Genomic DNA, 19,398 nt, shown 5'->3' on the forward strand with positions numbered 1-19,398 from the left:
CTATAAGGGCGATCAAAGGATTGCCCTTTTTTTGTAGAGGGAGATTTGAGCGAAGAGTGGCTTGTTATCTCTAGTCCTTTGTTTTAAGGTATTTGATTCACGCTAGCACGTACTTGAATAAAGGTAGGTTATAAGTCTCATGTTTACAGGTATTATTGAAAGTTTAGGTAAGGTTGAGAGCCTGCAAAGTGTGGGCGGTGATGTACGCTTGCGTATTCAAACTGATTTAGACATGTCTGATGTGCATTTGGGTGATTCAATTGCAACCAATGGGATCTGCTTGACTGTAATTGAATGGGGTGCAAACTGGTATGCAGCAGATGTTTCTCGTGAAAGTTTGAATCGAACCACTTTAGGTCAGTGGAAAGTGGGCCAAGCTGTGAATGTGGAAAAGGCAATGTTGCCAACCACGCGTTTTGGCGGACATATTGTCAGTGGTCATGTTGATGGTTTGGGTGAAATTACTTTGGTTCGTGAAGATGCACGTTCATTATATTTTGAAGTGACGGCGCCTGTTGAGTTAGCTAAATATTTAGCAGAAAAAGGCTCAGTGACTGTGGATGGTATTAGCCTGACGATTAATCATTTACGTGGCAATATTTTGAGTTTAAATTTGATTCCACATACAGCAGAACGTACCAATATCGGCACTTGGCAAGTGGGTACGAAAGTGAATTTAGAAGTTGATGTGCTAGCACGTTATATTGAGCGCTTATTGTTGGGTGATAAAGCAGCAGAGCAGAAAACAGAATCCAATATCAGCATGGCTTTCTTAGCTGAAAATGGTTTTTTAAAATAATAGACCTGAATAAAAAGCCCAGTTCAAACTGGGCTTTTTATTACTTTTCATCTGAGAATTCACTGTTCTTTAGAATATATTCGATTTCATCTTGAGCTAGAGCATGCAATTTGGCGCGGAAAACAGTGACGGCCTGTTCAATGAGACTTTCTGCTTCCAATTCTAAGCGTACACGCACACTTTCCAACTCAGATAAAATCTGTTGATCGTCAATAACCAAACGTTGCGGTTGCGCAAAGTCGATACTTGGTTGCTCAGGATTTGGTTGATAACGTTCAGTTTGTTGAGCAATTTCTTGATCGATATGATTGCGTAAAGCCACTAAGTTTTCAGTTTGTTGCTCAAATTGCTTTGCTTCATCGGCATGGAGCTGGGCAGCATACGCTGCTTCAGCGGCACGTTTCTCTTCTAAGGCTTTCTCAAGTGCAAGTTGCTTGCGAATGCGCGCTTGTTCAATTAATTCTGCTTTGAGATCAGCATAGGCTTGTTCAATACGTTGTTGCGAAATGTGTTGAGCCTTTTCCTCATCAAATTTCCACGTTTGAATTGATGTTTGTGGTTGCAGCAGGTCACAGATGCGCGCTAGATCTTCCTGATAGGTTTGACGAACAGCTTCAGGGGTATTGAGCCAACGTTTCTTAAAGTCCTGACCTACATTTAATGCCACACGATACTCCTCAAATGATCTCATCTCATACAGATTTATAATTTAAATGTCCGAGGCTCAATGCCTAAACGACGATACAATTTAAATTTTTCTCGCCCGATCTGCTTAGCAGTCTCATTATTTTCAATAATCTCGATAATGTGGCGAAAATCTTGAGTTAGTTCAAGTGCATGATTGTTAAAATTAAACACGATCCAATCTTTCGATGGTGGAAGTTCTGCGGAAATACAAACTGCACTGTTTGGCGTATCAATACCATGCGGTATAAAACTAAGTTGGTCGAAAGTCCAAAGTTTCTCGTCGAGTTCAGTTTGTAATTCTGAATTAGTACAATGCCACCAGATTTGAGGATGCTGATTCAGAATTTTGCGACATAGGCGGCAAGCACTTTCGACTTGCCGTTCTGTACTATTTTCAAAGAGATAAAAACTAATCTGCGGGTTCACTAACATCAAACCTTAGTGATTCGTCTGAGCACGATTTGCTAAAAATTGCATGAGCAATGGAACTGGACGACCTGTTGCACCTTTGGCTGCACCGGATAACCATGCTGTACCTGCAACGTCTAAGTGTGCCCAACGGTATTCACGGGTAAAGCGTTCAAGGAAGCAAGCCGCTGTAATCGCGCCACCATGTGGCCCACCGATATTGGCTATATCAGCAAAAGGCGTATCGAGTAGTTCTTGGTATTCTTCCATTACTGGCATACGCCATACACGGTCAAGTGATTGTTCGCCAGCTTGGAGTAGATCTTGAGCGAGTTCATCATCAGGCGTAAATAAGCCGCTCACTACTTTGCCAAGTGCAACAACACATGCACCTGTGAGAGTTGCGATATCAATTACAAGGGCAGGGTTAAAGCGTTTGATATAAGTCAATGTATCACACAGTACTAAGCGGCCTTCAGCATCGGTATTTAGGATTTCAACCGTTTGACCGCTCATCGTTGTGACAATATCACCCGGACGTGTAGCATGACCTGATGGCATATTTTCAGCAGCAGCAATTGCACCTATGACATGAATTGGAAGTTTTGCTTCACAAAGTGCTTGCATCGTACCGAGAACGGAAGCAGCGCCGCACATATCGAATTTCATCTCATCCATGCCAGCACCAGGTTTAAGCGAAATACCACCTGTATCGAAAGTTACGCCTTTACCCACTAAGATAACAGGTGCTTGATCAGTATTGGCATTATATTCTAGTGTAACGATACGACCTGGACGATCTGAACCTTTGCTGACGGCAAGAAATGCGTACATGCCAAGGTCAGCCATTTGCTGCTCATCTAATACGGTGACTTTAAGTAAATCAGGGTATTGTTTTGCCAATGCGAGTGCTTGATCTGCAAGATATTCTGGGAAGCAAATATTGCCTGGACGGTTACCCAAATCACGCGCGTAGCTCTGGCCAGACTGTACTGCATGGATCAAGTTCAATTGCGCTTCATTTAAAGATGTTTGGCTTGCGATGAGATCAATCGTTTCTAAAACAAATTCGTTCTTTTTCGACTTAAATTCATCATAACCATAAGCAGATTGAGTGAGGCTAAGTGCAAACAAATGATGTAAATCAGTTGGTAATGCAGATAAATCGACACTAATTTGTTTAAATTTATTTTGTGATGATTTGATAATGGTTTGTGCGAGTTTTGCTAATTTAATCGCTTTTAACTCATTACTTTTACCCAATCCAAGGATTTGAGCATTTGGTTGTGCAGCAATTTTTGCAATCAGTGCTAAGTTTTCATTAAAACCTGCTTTGAATTGAGTTGCGATAATAGATTCTTCTAGGTCTTTGATTTGGTATGAATTTAAATTTTGTTGTAGTTGTTCTGAATCAACCAAAATCCATAAAGATTCACTAGATGATTGCGCAGGAAGGGGGGTGTGCAGGGTAAATTTCATTGTTTATATAAAACCTAATGCATAAAAAACAGAGATCATTCCATTAAACACTTTCAGATATGAGGTTGCAATCCGCAACAAGCGATAGGTTTTATATTTTTAACATTCGGGTAAACTAGCACTACCCCTCGATTGGTCTATTTTTGGAAGCATTACTTTGATTATTCGGCGTTACCTCGTCAAACAAGTGGTGTCCACCTCTCTGGTTGTGACTGCCTTACTCACGTTAATTATCATGGGTGGTCAGTTAATCAAGATATTTGGACGAGCTGCACAAGGTCGTTTGGATGCTGGCGTGCTGCTCAGTATTATTGCTTATCGTCTGCCAGAATTCTTAACTTTGATTCTGCCATTAGGTTTCTTTATTGGTCTAATGTTGGTATTTGGTCGTCTGTATGTCGATCATGAAATGGCAGTTTTGAATGGCAGTGGGGTCAGTCGAAATCAATTAGCAAGATTATTGCTGCCGATGACTTTGGTTTATTTGTTTGTTCAGTCATTTTTAATGTTCTGGGGTTCGTCATCAGGCATACGTGCTTATGAAAATTTGATGCAAACCCAAGCCGTTCGTGCGGGTTTTGATTTAGTTCGACCGAGAGAGTTTATTTCCTCAGGCCCTTATACAATTTATGCGGGTTCTCTTTCAGAAGATCGAAAGAACTTAAAAGACATTTTCTATTATCAAAAAGCAGATCGTGAAGATAAGCCAGACGTCATGATTCTGGCAAAAGAAGCGACACGCGTCGAGATGGCAAACGACACGGCAAATGTAGTTGACTTGGTACAAGGTCGCCGCTATGAGATCTACCCGAATCAGCCCAAATATACCCAAGCCGAATTTCAGTCTTATCGTTTACGTTTAGAAAATGATAAGGATGTTAAATTTGAAAGTGATGATGTTGAAGCATTATCAATGAGTAAGTTGTGGCAAAAACGTGACGACTCAGTTGTTAGAAGTGAATTGGGTTGGCGAATTTTCGGTCCTTTTGTCATTGTCGTTGCATTAATGTTAGCTGTTGCGTTGTCTGAAGTGAGTCCTCGACAAGGTCGTTATTATCGTCTTATTCCTTCAATTTTTATTTTTGCCAGCTTAATTGTATTGATGATCGCAATTAAGACTCGTATTAGTAAAGGTGAGTTGGATGTTTGGGCATATCCAGCGGCGTTGCTAGTTTATGCGACTGCTGCGGCAATTTTTGCACGTAAACAAAAGTTAGCACCAAAAATAAAGAAAAGTATTCAGCGAGTGGGGTTGTGATGTTAGCACGTCGAATAGTTGCCAAACATGTCGTGAAAACCACGGTTTTAGCGATGCTCGGAACCACGCTGGTCTTGTCATTTTTACAGATTTTATTTACCTATTTAGGTGAATTGGGTTCACTCAAAGATAACTATAACGCATGGCAGGCTTTCCTCTATGTGTTGTGGGGTGCTCCAAGCTATTTATATGAGATTCTCCCTGTTGCTGCTTTGATTGGTTCAGTTTTAGGATTGGGTGCTTTGGCATCTAATAGTGAATTGATTGTTATGCGCTCGATTGGTATTAGTCTGTGGCGTATCGTTGGCTGGGTTATGCGTTCTGCACTTTTATTGATTGTTTTGTCTTTTGTCTTAAGTGAGTGGGTGATCCCTTATACCAATGAAAAAGCACAAAGCATCAAGAAACAACGTAGTGTTGCCACTTTAGGTGAGGTCAAGGGTTATTGGTCACGCGAAGGTCAGCGCTTTACCTATATTGATTATGCGAACTCGCAAGGGCAATTGCGTAATATTCAGTCCATTGATTTTGATGAAAATTACCGCTTACAGTCTTTTATCACTGCGGATAAAGGTCAATTTGTTAAAGATGGTCAGTGGAATTTAGAGCAATCACATCAGGTTGATTTACTGGCTCAAGGGAACGCTATTAAAACGGATCATGAGCAACAAGCTCTTGGTTTGGCTTTACAACCCAAATATGTACATATGGTGACTTTAGATCCAGATGATTTATCACCAAGTCAGCTGATTAGCTTCATGCAATATTTAAAAGAATATAGCCAAGTGCCGAAAACTTATGAGTTGGCTTTTTGGCAGAAAGTTTCATCTCCATTTGCCATGATTGCCTTGGTATTAATCGCCTGTTCGTTTATTTTCGGTCCTTTACGTCAACAATCGATGGGCTTCCGTTTGGTTATTGCCTTGTTCACGGGTCTTGGGTTTTTCTATCTACAAGATTTCTTGGGATATGCAAGTTTAGTGTATGCACCTTCGCCTGCGTGGTTTGTGTTATTGCCGATTCTGATGATGTTTGGGGTAGGCAGTTATTTGCTTTATCGAGCAAGATAAACTGATTTGACAATTCTATCCTCAGCATTGAGGAAAGCCATGAGTTAGGTCGTAGAGAATTCGCTTAAATTTCGGTAAAATATGCCGATCAAATGATAGACAAACAGAGAGTCCATTATGACGGATGCAAATGCTGGCAAAATTCCTCACGTTCTTGTAATTATGGATGGTGTGGGACATCGTGAAGCAGTTGAAGATAATGCGTATCTAGCAGCGAAAACACCAAACTTGACTGCGATGAAAGCAAAGCATCCAAATAGTTTAATCTCTGGTTCCGGCGAAGATGTTGGTTTACCTGATGGGCAAATGGGTAACTCCGAGGTTGGACACATGAACCTTGGTGCAGGCCGAGTGCTTTATCAGGACTTTACTCGTATTACTAAAGATATTCGTACAGGCGATTTCTTTGAGCATGAAGTGTTGGTGGATGCTGTAGAGAAAGCTAAAACAGCTAATGGCGTTGTTCATGTAATGGGCTTGCTTTCTGAAGGTGGCGTTCACTCACATGAAGATCATATTGTGGCAATGTGTGAGCTTGCATTAAAGCGTGGCGCAACGGTTTATTTACATGCTTTCTTAGATGGTCGTGATACACCACCTCGTAGTGCCAAGCCGTCATTAGAAAAACTAGATGCACTTTTTGCACAATATCCAAATCAAGGTCGTATCGTTTCGATGATTGGTCGTTACTTTGCAATGGATCGTGATAATCGTTGGGATCGCGTAGAACAAGCCTACCGTTTGATGACAGAGGGTGAAGCGACTCGTGTAGCCAACAGTGCTGTAGAAGGCTTAGAGCTTGCTTATGCAGCAGAAGAGAATGATGAGTTTGTCAAAGCAACCCGTATTGGCGAAACTGTAAAAGTACAAGATGGCGATAGTGTTGTTTTCATGAATTTCCGTGCTGACCGCGCGCGCGAAATTACCCGAGCTTTTGTTGAAAAAGACTTTGCTGGCTTTGAGCGTAAAGTTGTACCGAATTTATCTAAATTTGTCATGTTGACACGTTATCAAGCGAGCATCGATGCGCCAGTTGCTTATATGCCTGAAGCTTTAAAGAACTCAATTGGTGAATATCTATCTAGTTTAGGTAAAACCCAATTGCGTATTGCTGAAACTGAGAAATATGCGCATGTGACGTTCTTCTTTAGTGGTGGCCGTGAAGATGAATATGCTGGTGAAAAGCGTATCTTAATTCCATCACCAAACGTTGCAACTTATGATCTACAACCAGAAATGAGTGCAATCGAAGTGACTGATGAACTGGTGAGCGCGATTAATTCTGGTGAGTTTGATTTGCTCGTTGTGAACTATGCAAACGGTGATATGGTCGGACATACAGGTGTCTTTGGTGCGGCTGTAAAAGCTGTTGAAACGGTCGATACATGTTTAGGCCGTGTTTATGATGCAGTGATGGCAAACAAAGGTCATATGTTAATTACGGCTGATCATGGTAACGTAGAGCAAATGCAAGACTATGATAGTGGTCAGGTTCATACTCAACATACCACTGAGTTAGTACCCTTTATTTATGTCGGGCCAACACAGGCAACGATTGCTGAAGGTGGTGTATTGGCGGATGTTGCTCCAACACTTTTGAGTTTGATGCAAATTCCTGTACCAAGCGAAATGCAAGGTAAAAACTTAATTACATTACAATCAACCTAGTTCTTATTTGTAAGATAAGAAAGTCCCTCTTATCCAATGGGGGATTTAGGAAGATTTTATAAAATAAATAAGGTGAAAGAATGACTCAACACAACAACATTTACCGTGCACTATTTGCAAGTGTGTTGATGTGTTGGTCACATATCACTTTTGCTGCACCGATTACACATGCATCGGGATGGGACGATGAGGCTGCTCCACGTAGTGCTGAAGTCCCGATTGAATCAATTCAGCAATTTGTGCAGATTTATGGCATTGTTAAAGACAATTATGTTGATAAAAAATCTGATGAAGCGCTTTTCCAACAAGCCGTTCAAGGGCTAGTCGGTGGCTTAGATCGTTATTCTCGGTATTTATCTGCTGAGGAATACCGTCAGTTGATTCAATATACAGAGGGTGATCTCGCTTCTGTTGATTTCAATCTCAATTATGATAACCATACTCGTTCATGGCAGATTCAGGATCTTAAAAGTGGCTCTGATTCAAATAAGCTCGGTTTGAAAAATGGTCAAACCATCATCAAAATTGATAATCAAGAATTAAAGAATTTGAACCAAGACCAAGTACAAGGGCTGTTATATGGTTCGATTGGTAGCACCATTCAAATACAACCTGAAAATAGTAATAGCACGGTAATTTTAGTCCGAAATAAAAAGGTCGAAACCGATATCGAACCGGATTTATTGCATAATCAAGTGTTGGTCTTAAAAATTCGCGTTTTTCAACAAGATACGGCAAATGAAATTAAACGGATTATTGAAGAATACAATCCAAATAAATTAAAGGCGGTTGTTTTGGATTTGCGAAATAACCCTGGCGGCTTGCTTTCAGCAGCAGTTGAATCCGCAGATTTGTTTTTGAATGACGGGCTTATTGTTACGACGAAGAGTCGCTCAGAAGGCGATCAGCAATTTCAGGCATTACCAGCAAATAAGTTTCAGAAAATTAAACTTGGCATTCTGATTAATCGTCGTTCCGCTTCAGCCGCAGAAGTTTTTACAGCAGCATTAAAAGAACATAAACGTGCTTGGGTTATCGGTGAGAATAGTTATGGTAAAGGCGTTGTTCAGAAGCTTTTCCCATTACCGAATGGTGCAGCTTTGCAAATGACTGTGTCTCACTACTACACACCCAATGGAAATATGATTGAAGGGCAAGGGATCCAGCCGAATCAAATCTATCCTTTATCTCCAGAGATAAAAGAAGATAACTATTTGGATCATGTCGCAGAGTTCACGCTGAAAAGCAAGTTATAAAAAAAAGCCCCTAATCAAAGGGGCTTTTTTTTAATGATTATTCGTCGTCTTCAGTATCTAAACCAAATTTTTTCAAGCGGTAACGTAATGATCTAAATGTCATTCCAAGTTTCTTCGCCGCTAAAGTTCGATTCCAATGCGTTAAATTCAATGCATTGAGTAAAACTTCTTTTTCAATATTTTCTAAATAGCGTTCCAACCCTTCTGGAGGAAGCTTTTTAGAACTCATGGTTGGGCTTGGACTCTGTTGTACATATTCAACTTCTTCTGGCGCGGAAAGTGATGCGGCAGGAGCAAGAATTGGACTACGTAGTGGTGCAGTTTGTAAATGAGCAAGATCAATCGTTTCATCATCACTTAAGGTAATGGCGCGTTCGATGATGTTACGTAATTCACGTACATTTCCTGGGAAATACTGTTGTAGTAAAAACTGTTCTGCTCTCGAAGAAATTGATTTTGCAGGAAGCTCCCACTCTTGACTAATTTTTTGAATAAAGTGATTTGCCAATAACAAGATATCTTGGCCGCGTTCACGTAACGGAGGCAGAACAATATCCATGACATGGATACGGAAGAATAAGTCCTGTCTAAAACGCCCTTGCTGCACAAGTAATTCTAAGTCTTGATGGCTGGCACTAATCACGCGGAAATCAACATCAATCTCTTGATCAGAACCAACAGGGCGAATTTTTTTCTCCTGCACGGCACGCAAGAGTTTTACTTGCATACTTAATGGCAGTTCAGCAATTTCATCTAGAAATAAACTACCGCCATGTGCTGATAAAATTAACCCTTGTTTATCTTGGGTTGCACCAGTAAAGCTACCTTTTTTATGCCCAAATAACTCACTTTCCATGAGCTCTGTTGGAATAGCACCACAGTTAATTGCGATAAAAGGACCTTCACTGCGGTTGCTTAAACGATGCACAAGGTTTGCAACGACTTCTTTCCCTGTTCCCGATTCACCTGTAATGAAAACAGGCGCTTGCGAACGGGCGATTTTCTTTAATGCAATACGCAATTGTTGAATAGGAGCAGAACGCCCAATCAAGAGCTTATTTTCTAAGGCTGTTTCGGCAGCTTCTTGCTCAGGCTGAGGTCGATTTAAAGCTTTTTGAATGAGCTGATCTAAATGTGTTTGATTGACTGGTTTGCTGACAAAGTCAAAAGCACCTGCTTTCAGTGCTGCAATCGCCGTATCCATATTGCCGTAAGCTGTAAGGACTGCAATTGGCGTATTCGGATAATTTTGTGTGACGTGCTTAACTAAATCTAGACCATTACCATCTGGAAGGTTTAAATCAGTCAAACAAGCATCGTATTGAAACTCAGTAAAGAATTTTTTTGCTTGCTCTACACGATATGCTAAATGAGTTTTGATCCCCATTCTAGATAGCGTCATTTGCATTAAAAGACATAAGTCTTCTTCATCGTCTACGAGTAGAACGAGTGGTTGTTTAGTTGCCATTTCCCCGAAAAACCTAATCTAATCAATGAATTTTTGAGCATTCAATCCTGAAACATGCTCCTTGTTGTTGCTCTACATAAGTGAGCTTTGCATGATTTGCCTCACAAAAAGTATGAGACAGATATAATCCTAAACCAGTTCCTTTAATTTCGGTACTAAAAAATGGCTTGAACAGTTGAGAAATATCTCGTTTTGCGACTCCTGTCCCAAAATCGACAACATCTATGCGAGTACGCCCATTATTTAAGTCGATATTTATCTGAATGAACTCTGCATTCTCTGCATTGTGTCTTAGAGCATTCCTAATCAGATTGATCATCACCTGACGAAGTTGTTTTTCGTCAAATAAGATATTTACTGGTTCAAGCAGATTTAATTGAATTTGATCTTTTGCATCAGCCAAATCTTCATTTAATAGACTGGTAAAGAATTCTTCGAGATGAATAATTTGTGGTTCAGTGGGCTTATTACGAGCCATCCCCAAAGTATCTTGAATAATACTATCAATTCGTTTCGCTTGTTTGCGAATCATTTTAGAAAGCATTTCTTGTTGATGAGCATCACTGTCTTTAAATAAATCATTTGCTTGAACGATCGCAGCTAAAGGGTTTCGAATTTCATGGGCAATACTGGCTGAAAGCTGTCCTAACGCAGCAAGTTTTAATTGTTGTACTTGTTGATTGAGCTTCTGCGCATCTTTCAAAATCAATAAAAAAAGAGGCTGTTCTGGAACAACCAGATGCTTCACGCGAACATTGACGGTATATGGGCTTTGCTGTGATTCAAAGGTAAATTCTTCCCCATCTTCTAACTCACTGAATTTGATCAGCTCAAATAAATCAGGTTGCCATTTAATTAATGGCGTTTTTTCTTGAGAAACAGGGACATTAATGCCTAATAGCGTATTGGCAGCTGGGTTGGTCAACACAATATGGTTGCTTTCATCTAAGACTAAGTAACCATCTTCAATTTGTTCGAGAATATAACGATTGATATTTTGTAGTTGATGAATTTCAATGGATTGATGAAAGGTTAGGGTTTCTAAAATCTTAAAACGTTGAACTGCAATTCGCCCAATTGAATGAACGACAAAGAACAGAAAGGCAAGGAAAATGCTATTGCCTAAATGATTTAAGTTGTTGTAATCAAAAAAGTTACCAAGGAAGCGTTGATAAACCACCATAATCACTGCGAATAGCGTGATAATTAGAGAAAGTTGGGCATTTAATAAAATAGCGGAGGAGAAAATAATAATGACATACAACAGGCTAAGTTGGAGATTAGGACCTCCTGATGAGAACGTAATTAAGCTTAAGCAAATCACATCCACAAGGAAGATAAAAATCAGCTGTTTAGACGTTTGTATGGGCAGAACTTGGAGCAAAAAAAGCTGGAAAATATTTAGCGCGATATAGCAAACGAGCGTGTAAAAATATAAAAAAGGATAGTCATAGTTGGTTGCTAGTTGCTCAGCCGTGAGCATATAAATAAGCAAAAGACTGACTGAAATAATCAGTCTATAGCCGCTATACCAAATTCCCAGCCGATAGACTGTTTGTGATACAGAAGAAGCGATTTTTCCCAACATAGGCGATCACTTTATTAAGGTTTAATCAGTCCATATCGAATCGCAAGATGGGTCAATTTGACATCGCTATCAATTGCCAATTTTTCAAAAATACGATAACGATAGGTATTTACGGTTTTTACACTTACAAATAATTTATCAGCGATCTCTTGGGCACTAATACAGTTAACCACCATCATGGCCACTTGCATTTCGCGTTCTGAAAGTGCATCAAAAGGTGATTGTTGAGTATCAGAGAGATATGAGCTAGCAAGTTGCTCTGCAATATCTGCACTAAAATATTTTCCACCCTGCATCACTTTATTAATCGCACGAACCATTTCTGCGATAGGCGCACCTTTGGTGATATAGCCTTTGGCACCTGCTTTCAATAATAATGAAGGATACGGTTCTTCTGCTAAGCCACTAACGGCAATAACCTTAGTTTCGGGGGCAGTTTGTAACAAGCGGCGCGTCGTTTCTACCCCCCCAATCCCAGGCATATTTACATCAAGTAGTACGACTTGTGGATGAAGTTGACGTACTAAAGCAATTGCTTCTTCTCCAGACTCTGCTTGCCCGACAACATCAACATCTGGATGGTCTTCTAGCATACGGCAAATGCCTGTGCGTACGAGTTCATGATCATCAACAACAAGAACAGTGATCAAGAAGACCTCCTTTTTTTCCAAAAAACTGGTTTTTTGTTACATAAAGCAAAATTAGCTTGCAATGAAACGACAAAATTAGCAATCCTATTCTTCATCATTAGAGAATAGTTGTACACAATTGTGTCTATAAATGCTTTACCCGATTTGTTCAAATGTAAGGCATAATGATAGTAAGCGCAAATGTGCAGCGTCCTGAGTTGAGTATTGTGTCGTGAAAAATTCTAAAAAATCTGTCATGCATGTTCTAGGCATGTCTATCTTGTTGGCTTGGAGTTCAACAAGCTTTGCTGATTTAGTTGTTAACAACAATTCGGCAGCTTCGAGTGTGGGCGCTTCGTCTGCATCGATTAGTTGGTCAGCAAGTGATGCTAGCCAGTTAATGGATGATGATGAAACAGAAATTAGCCCTCAAGGTTCAACGTCGGTTACTACAACTTTACGTAACGGCGGTTCTGCGACAATTACCTCTTCTGCTACGCCGCAGAAAAGCGTCCAGATTCGCGATACCTTTGGATCGACTAGTCAACCCTCAGTAAATGCACGTTCTGCGTTGGTGATGGACGCGCAGACAGGTGAGGTGCTATTCAGCAAGAATAGTAATATGTCTGTGCCGATCGCTTCGATTACTAAGCTCATGACGGCTGTGGTTACTGCTGATGCACGTTTGAATATGTCTGAAGAGATCACACTTGATTCAATCGACTTTGCAGGTGCTGGTGGCAAGAACTCAAGCTCGACATTACGAGTGGGTGACACGATGAATCGTGCAGAGCTGTTATTGTTCGCTTTAATGAAGTCTGAAAATCCTGCTGCTGCTGCCTTGGCTCGCACATATCCAGGTGGTCGTTCTGCATTCGTTGCAGCAATGAATGCGAAAGCAAAACAATTAGGCATGAATTCGACTCGTTATGCTGAGTCGACTGGTTTGGATCCACATAATGTATCTTCAGCACGTGATTTGGGTATTCTTGTAAGTACGGCTTCACAATATGGTTTAATTCGCCAGTTCTCTACAACACCAACTTATGATTTTAATTTGGGTTATCGTGTTCTTAAATCGAATAACACGAATGCCTTGGTTCGTAATGGTGGTTGGAATATTAACTTGTCAAAAACAGGTTTTATCAATGAAGCGGGACGTTGTGTAGTGATGCATACAACTGTGAATTCTCGTCCAGCTGTTGTCGTGCTACTTGGTGCATCGAGCTCTCAAGCACGTACCAACGATGCAACGAACTTATTGAACTGGGTTGCGACATTGCCAAAACGTATTTAATACCATTGGTTCGATTTAAAAACTCTTCTTGGTGAAGAGTTTTTTTATGCTCAAATAAAACGACATAACTTGTCATATATCAATGAAGTATATTCGTTTTTAAAATAAAAATCGGTTAATGTTGAATCACAATTTGAGGTGATGACTTCTCATACAATGTTGTAAATCAATTCCGTTGATTTTACAGTGGTTAAGCTTTACATCAGAAAAATAAACAATTCAGTGATAAATAAATTAGGGGAACAACATGAGCACCTATGTGATTCGTGAAAAATACTTTGGCTACAACGATGAAGTTTTTTATGTGTCAGGGAGCCGTATTAACAATGTTTTTCAAGACAAAGAGCAAGCGGAAGCGGCCTATAAGGAACTAGAAATCAGTGGGGCGCGTGATTTTGCACTCTATGAGGTTGAATCATTGTTTGATGCAGATGAGGCACTATTAAAACAATTGGATGATTTTGTCTTTTTACGTTGTGGTGAACATATTTATCAGGAGGGTGAAGTTTCTCGAGATACGCTGCCTGAAAGCCTAAGTGATGAGGATACTTTTGAATTTATTCAACTTGCAGATATGCAGAAATTTCAACTGGTTCAGTTTGAATATGAAGCGAAGTTTTATGCACTTTGGTCAGTCAAAAAACAACAATGGGTGGAAGAACATGATGAGTTTTTTGCAGGTTTAGCTTATGCAGATCAGCCCGAGCAATTAAAAAGTAATGTCAGAACTATTTTTGCAGATTATGATTATGAGGATATCCAGCTTAAGGGTTCACTTGAAGATTTGTCGGAACAACCTGTATTATTACAAGCTATAATAAAAAATAGTAAAGCATTAAAATATAATAATAAAATTCAAACTTTAACTATTCTGCAGGGCTGGGAGGAAGAGGGGTTGTATGCTGTTAATCCTTTGCTCAAACAGCCTTTATTTGAAATAAAAGAAATTAGTTTAGAGGAAATACAAACGATTGAAAACGAACTAGCCAAGCAGTATAGCTATCATGAAGATGGCTGGGGCGAAGAAGAGGATGAAGACTTTGATGCTGAAGCTCTTGTTGAAGAATTGATTCAGGAGTTGGCCGAAGAATTGGACTTAAGCGATGAACAGCGAGCTGAACTGTTTGATGAAATGAATAAAGAATCCTGAAGCTTAAAGATCAAAAAAAACCTGCCGTAGCAGGTTTTTTTGATGTATCAAAGATAGCTTACATATTAGAAAGAATAGAATCTTTCACTTGATCCATCGTTGCATCAATAGACAACATTACGGCATCAGCACATTGCTTGATTGCAGTATCAGGATCTTTTAAGCCATTACCTGTAACTGTACATACAATGACTGAACCTTCAGCAATTTTACCTGCTTTGATATCACGGATAGCACCACCGATAGAAGCAGCTGAAGCAGGCTCTACAAATACACCTTCATACATAGACAGTAAACGTTGTGCTTCTAAAATTTCGCTATCTTGAAGTTCATCAAACCAACCTTTAGAGTCACGTACAACTGCTTTTGCATGATTCCAGCTTTGTGGATTACCAATACGAATCGCTGTTGCAACTGTTTCTGGGTTTTCAACAGGTGCGCCACGTAAGAAAGGCGCAGCGCCAGATGCTTGATAACCAACCATTGTTGGTAAGCCTTCTGGTTTTGGGCCTGTAAATTGATCTGTCGCTGCATCATAGATCACTTGCTCAAACTGATCCGCAGGCTGATTTGCTACAGCTTCTGTATAACCCATCCAGTGCGCAGTGATGTTACCCGCGTTACCGACAGGCAAGCAGTGATAATCAGGTGCACGACCCAATGCTTCTACAATTTCATAAGCAATGGTTTTTTGACCTTGCAAACGGTAAGGGTTGATTGAGTTAACGATGGTTACTGGCGCTTGGTCAGCAACTTCTTTGACTAGACGCATACCATCATCGAAGTTACCACGAATTTGCATCGTGATCGCACCATACATCATTGCTTGTGCCATTTTACCCATGGCAATTTTGCCTTCTGGGATTAATACGAACGCTTTGATGCCTGCACGAGCTGCATAAGCAGCTGCGGCAGCTGAAGTGTTGCCTGTAGACGCACAGATAATCGCTTTAGAACCTTCCTCAACTGCTTTGGTCACAGCCATTGTCATACCACGGTCTTTAAATGAACCTGTTGGGTTTAGACCTTCGTATTTCACATAGATTTCAACGTTTTTGCCAATAAGACGTGGAATGTTCTCTAGTTTAATCAGTGGAGTATTACCCTCACCTAAAGAAATTGCACGTGTAGTTGCAGACACAGGTAAACGGTCACGATAACGATCTACAAGACCAGTATAACGATTGGCATTCGACATGATGGTGTTCCAATATGAGGTAGAGCGGGGTGAGGGAAGTCATTTTCCCTCAACCTGATTAACTATCGAGCGATTCTAAACGAATTCTAACGATTTCGCCACGAATTGCAGGTAATGCTTGAATTTGTGCTAATGCTGCATCCATTTTTGATTCCACAATTGGATCCGTTAAGATCACGATAGGAATCAAATCTTTGAGACGAGATTGTTGCATGATGGCATCAATGCTAATGCCTGCGCGACTTAGAATCGTCGTTACATCAGCTAATACACCTGTTTGATCTTCTGCATTTAAGCGGATGTAGTACCCAGTCGTCATTTCTTCACGACTGAGAATTGGCATATTGGTCAATGCTTCAAAGGCAAGCTGTGGAATTGTACCAGCACCGTCTTCGGTATATGAAATATCACGGACAATATCAATAACATCAGCAACAACAGCAGATGCTGTTGGACCAGCACCAGCACCAGCACCGTAATATAATGTTGGGCCTACGGCATTGGCTTGAACGAGTACGGCATTCTTAACGCCGTTCACATTTGCAATGAGTTGTTCATCAGGAATGAGCGTGGGGTGTACACGAAGTTCAATCCCTTTTTCAGCACGACGCGCAATACCAAGATGCTTGATTCGGAAGCCTAATTCTTCAGCATATTTCACATCTTGTGCTGTAATTTTGCTGATGCCTTCGGTATATACCTTGTCAAATTGAAGTGGAATACCGAAAGCACATGAAGCCAAAATCGTTAATTTGTGCGCAGCATCAATCCCTTCAACATCAAAGGTTGGATCAGCTTCTGCATAGCCAAGTTCTTGTGCTTCTTTTAGGACATCGTCAAATGCACGCCCTTTCTCACGCATTTCAGTCAGGATAAAGTTACCTGTGCCGTTGATGATGCCTGCAAGCCATTCGATATGGTTTGCTGCAAGACCTTCACGGATGACTTTAATAATTGGAATTCCGCCTGCAACCGCTGCTTCATAGGCGATTTGTACATCATTGTCTTCGGCTGCTTTGAAAAGTTCGTTACCGTGCTCAGCAAGCAAAGCCTTATTGGCAGTCACGACTTGTTTGCCGTGCTTAATCGCTTCCATGATGATTTCATAAGCTGGGTGAATGCCACCCATAACTTCAACCACTACATCAACATCAGGTTGACGGACGATGTCCATCATATCAGCGCTTTGTTTAATTCCATCGAGTTGTAGATCTGGACGTGGACGGCGAGTGCCTACGTGTGTAATTTGAATTTCTCGACCGGTACGGCGTTTAATTTCAGCAGCATTTTCTTGTAGTAATTTAAGGGCTCCACCACCTACAGTACCAAGACCGAGTATCGCCAGACGAACTGGTTTCACGTCACACTCCATTTTATTCAATCGTTTTAATGAAGCTTGATCATAGCTAAAAAAGTGCGCAGACACTAGGGCTAAGATGATCTTTAATCTGTCGCCCTAGTCGTTATTTTGAAAGAAGATGAGAGGGGTTATTTGTTTAAGCGTTGAACGATTTCATCAGGTGTCATATAACCACCTAAATATTCACCATCGACATTGTAAATTGCTGGCGTACCATTCACACCCATGTTTAAACCAAGCTGATATTGTTCACGTACAGGGTTTTTACATTCATTCGCTAACACTGGTAAGCTTTGAGCGGCTTGATCGAATGCAGCTTTGCGATCTTCACTACACCAAATTGCTTGCATGGTTGGCATGAATTGTTCACCACGTGGCCAAGCGATATAACGAACTTCAATCCCTTTCGCGGTAATTTCACCTAAGTGTTCATGGAGTTTATGGCAATAAGGGCAGCTTGAATCGGTAAATACATAAATGACATGTTTTGCTTTGCCATCCTTGGCAGGATAAACAATTAAATCTTCATTTTTCAGTGCAGCTAAGTGCTTTTTATTTTCAGTAGCTTGTAGTGCTTCACTGACATTATGTAGTTGTTTGTCACCTAAACGGATGACATCACCTTGGATAATATATTTGCCATCAGCAGTAGCGTAGACTGAACCCATACCTTCTAAGCTGATCCAAAATAGGTTTGGAACCTCAGTTTTTTTGATTGTAATAATTTTGGCGTTGATATTGGCTGTTTTAAAATTCTTTTCTAAGGTTGAAACTAAACGTTGTTGTGCATTGCGCTCGCTTAATGTAGATGCTTCACCTGTTGCGGGTGCCGTTGCTGTAAGAGCATCTTGTTTTTGTGCGGCATCTTCTTTAGAGCAGGCACTTAGGAGTAGTGTCGATGCTAATGTGCAAGCAATTACAAGCTGAGATCGAGTAAACAACATAAAGAACCTTTTTGTACGTATTCATGTGTGTAAGGGGCTAAGCATAGCAAAAAAATGAAATGACTTCGTTAAATCTTGCATAGTGACTGTGAACGAAATCATGTTTTATCTTTTTCTAAGATAAAAGGTCATTTTAGCCACGTGGATGGTATTTGGTGTGTAATTCTTGCATACGATGTTGAGCAACATGGGTATAAATTTGTGTGGTAGATAAGTCGCTATGACCAAGTAGCATTTGTACAACACGCAAATCAGCACCATGATTAAGTAAATGTGTCGCAAAGGCATGACGTAACGTATGTGGAGACAACTCCGCTTGGATATTTGCTTGTAAAGCATAACGCTTAATCGCATACCAAAAATTTTGTCGACTCATAATCCCACCATGTTGAGTCAAAAACAGATAATCAGTACTACTTTTATAAAGTTGTGGTCGTGAGTCTGCTAAATATTTTTCAATCCAATCACAGGCATATTGACCTAAAGGAACAAGGCGCTCTTTATTACCTTTACCTGTAATACGAAGAAAACCTTGTTTTAAATTGATCAGTTCTAAACGTAAATTAAGTAATTCAGAGACACGTAGTCCACAAGCATATAAAACCTCTAGCATGGCACGATCTCGTAGCCCTAACATGGTATTAATATCTGGTGCGTTGATCAGTGCTTCTACATCTTGCTCAGATAAATCTTTAGGAAGCGCACGACCAATTTTAGGTGATCGATGAGTGGCAACGGGATTGTCATCCCGAATACCTTGTTCTCTTAGAAATTTATAAAATTGGCGTAGGGCAGATAAACAACGTGCAATAGAACGAGGACTTTTTCCTGCTTTAGTGAGCGCAATCAGAACATCAGCAATATCTTCACTTGACCATTCTGGCAAGGTTTGACTTTTATGTATCTCACTACATTGAATCAGATCAGATAAATAGGCATTACGGGTATGTGGGCTCACGGTCTGAGCCACGAGATAATCGCGAAAACCTTGCAAAAAACTAAGATCATTGGGAATAGAAACCGCAGAAGGGATTCGAGGTTTTTTATTTAACATAAATGATGCCCTATATTCATGAGCACTGTAAAAGAAAAATGAATTGTTGTCGATGTGTGACAAAAGCAAATGCCATTGATATTGT

At 40.3% G+C, this 19,398-nt stretch carries 17 protein-coding genes; 7 read left to right on the forward strand and 10 right to left on the reverse strand.

Annotation, left to right across the window (positions count from 1 at the left end; genetic code table 11):
* The first annotated feature begins 139 nt into the window (after nt 1–139).
* Nucleotides 140–799, forward strand: coding sequence for a riboflavin synthase (locus ACF8D3_RS15585; RefSeq protein ID WP_392472299.1), 660 nt, complete (start codon nt 140–142; stop codon nt 797–799).
* Nucleotides 800–839: 40 nt separating this feature from the next.
* Here ACF8D3_RS15585 and ACF8D3_RS15590 read toward each other — a convergent pair whose 3' ends face one another.
* The 3 genes from ACF8D3_RS15590 to ACF8D3_RS15600 are packed head-to-tail and all read right to left on the reverse strand — an operon-like array spanning nt 840 to nt 3,373.
* On the reverse strand, nt 840–1,466 hold the full coding sequence (locus ACF8D3_RS15590) for a hypothetical protein (RefSeq protein WP_392472300.1): 627 nt from the start codon (nt 1,464–1,466) through the stop codon (nt 840–842).
* Nucleotides 1,467–1,501: 35 nt separating this feature from the next.
* Complete coding sequence (locus ACF8D3_RS15595) at nt 1,502–1,918, reverse strand: DNA polymerase III subunit chi (protein WP_392472301.1); 417 nt, start codon at nt 1,916–1,918, stop codon at nt 1,502–1,504.
* A gap of 6 nt (nt 1,919–1,924) precedes the next feature.
* Nucleotides 1,925–3,373, reverse strand: a complete 1,449-nt coding sequence (locus ACF8D3_RS15600; RefSeq protein WP_392472303.1) for a leucyl aminopeptidase — start codon at nt 3,371–3,373, stop codon at nt 1,925–1,927.
* Nucleotides 3,374–3,530: 157 nt separating this feature from the next.
* On the opposite strand from ACF8D3_RS15600, the gene lptF reads away from it, so the two are divergent.
* The 4 genes from lptF (at nt 3,531) to ACF8D3_RS15620 (ending at nt 8,625) form a co-directional block, all read left to right on the forward strand.
* On the forward strand, nt 3,531–4,631 hold the full coding sequence (lptF, locus tag ACF8D3_RS15605; protein WP_392472305.1) for an LPS export ABC transporter permease LptF: 1,101 nt from the start codon (nt 3,531–3,533) through the stop codon (nt 4,629–4,631).
* The gene (gene lptG, locus ACF8D3_RS15610; RefSeq protein WP_004876343.1) at nt 4,631–5,701 is read left to right on the forward strand and encodes an LPS export ABC transporter permease LptG; all 1,071 of its coding nucleotides are present in this window, start codon (nt 4,631–4,633) and stop codon (nt 5,699–5,701) included. The genes lptF and lptG overlap by 1 nt, the downstream gene beginning before the upstream one ends.
* A 117-nt stretch (nt 5,702–5,818) precedes the next feature.
* Entirely contained in the window at nt 5,819–7,369 is a 1,551-nt protein-coding gene (gene gpmI, locus ACF8D3_RS15615; protein ID WP_136458757.1) for a 2,3-bisphosphoglycerate-independent phosphoglycerate mutase, read from the forward strand.
* 80 nt (nt 7,370–7,449) lie between these two features.
* Nucleotides 7,450–8,625, forward strand: coding sequence for a S41 family peptidase (locus ACF8D3_RS15620; protein WP_004876346.1), 1,176 nt, complete (start codon nt 7,450–7,452; stop codon nt 8,623–8,625).
* Nucleotides 8,626–8,662: 37 nt separating this feature from the next.
* Here ACF8D3_RS15620 and ACF8D3_RS15625 read toward each other — a convergent pair whose 3' ends face one another.
* The 3 genes from ACF8D3_RS15625 to ACF8D3_RS15635 are packed head-to-tail and all read right to left on the reverse strand — an operon-like array spanning nt 8,663 to nt 12,331.
* Nucleotides 8,663–10,093 (reverse strand): sigma-54 dependent transcriptional regulator, encoded by a 1,431-nt coding sequence (locus ACF8D3_RS15625; RefSeq protein WP_007480198.1) that lies wholly within the window; start codon nt 10,091–10,093, stop codon nt 8,663–8,665.
* A 22-nt stretch (nt 10,094–10,115) separates the two neighbouring features.
* Nucleotides 10,116–11,681 (reverse strand): sensor histidine kinase, encoded by a 1,566-nt coding sequence (locus ACF8D3_RS15630; protein ID WP_392472308.1) that lies wholly within the window; start codon nt 11,679–11,681, stop codon nt 10,116–10,118.
* A gap of 14 nt (nt 11,682–11,695) precedes the next feature.
* A complete protein-coding gene (locus ACF8D3_RS15635) occupies nt 11,696–12,331 on the reverse strand; it encodes a response regulator (protein WP_004876352.1) in 636 nt (211 codons plus the stop codon).
* Nucleotides 12,332–12,542: 211 nt separating this feature from the next.
* On the opposite strand from ACF8D3_RS15635, the gene pbpG reads away from it, so the two are divergent.
* The gene (gene pbpG, locus ACF8D3_RS15640; RefSeq protein ID WP_130133757.1) at nt 12,543–13,607 is read left to right on the forward strand and encodes a D-alanyl-D-alanine endopeptidase PBP7/8; all 1,065 of its coding nucleotides are present in this window, start codon (nt 12,543–12,545) and stop codon (nt 13,605–13,607) included.
* A gap of 247 nt (nt 13,608–13,854) precedes the next feature.
* Nucleotides 13,855–14,757, forward strand: a complete 903-nt coding sequence (locus tag ACF8D3_RS15645) for a hypothetical protein (protein ID WP_392472311.1) — start codon at nt 13,855–13,857, stop codon at nt 14,755–14,757.
* A 58-nt stretch (nt 14,758–14,815) separates the two neighbouring features.
* On the opposite strand, the gene thrC is transcribed toward ACF8D3_RS15645, so the two are convergent.
* From thrC to xerD, 4 genes are all read right to left on the reverse strand, one after another.
* Complete coding sequence (gene thrC / locus ACF8D3_RS15650) at nt 14,816–15,955, reverse strand: threonine synthase (protein WP_004876355.1); 1,140 nt, start codon at nt 15,953–15,955, stop codon at nt 14,816–14,818.
* Nucleotides 15,956–16,013: 58 nt separating this feature from the next.
* On the reverse strand, nt 16,014–17,315 hold the full coding sequence (locus ACF8D3_RS15655) for a homoserine dehydrogenase (protein WP_392472314.1): 1,302 nt from the start codon (nt 17,313–17,315) through the stop codon (nt 16,014–16,016).
* A gap of 128 nt (nt 17,316–17,443) precedes the next feature.
* The gene (locus tag ACF8D3_RS15660; protein WP_392472316.1) at nt 17,444–18,259 is read right to left on the reverse strand and encodes a DsbC family protein; all 816 of its coding nucleotides are present in this window, start codon (nt 18,257–18,259) and stop codon (nt 17,444–17,446) included.
* Between the two features lie 133 nt (nt 18,260–18,392).
* Nucleotides 18,393–19,313, reverse strand: coding sequence for a site-specific tyrosine recombinase XerD (gene xerD, locus ACF8D3_RS15665; RefSeq protein WP_392472318.1), 921 nt, complete (start codon nt 19,311–19,313; stop codon nt 18,393–18,395).
* Between the last annotated feature and the right edge of the window lie 85 nt (nt 19,314–19,398).

The sequence above is a fragment of the Acinetobacter sp. YQ_14 genome, assembly GCF_043102985.1.
Lineage (GTDB): Bacteria > Pseudomonadota > Gammaproteobacteria > Pseudomonadales > Moraxellaceae > Acinetobacter > Acinetobacter venetianus.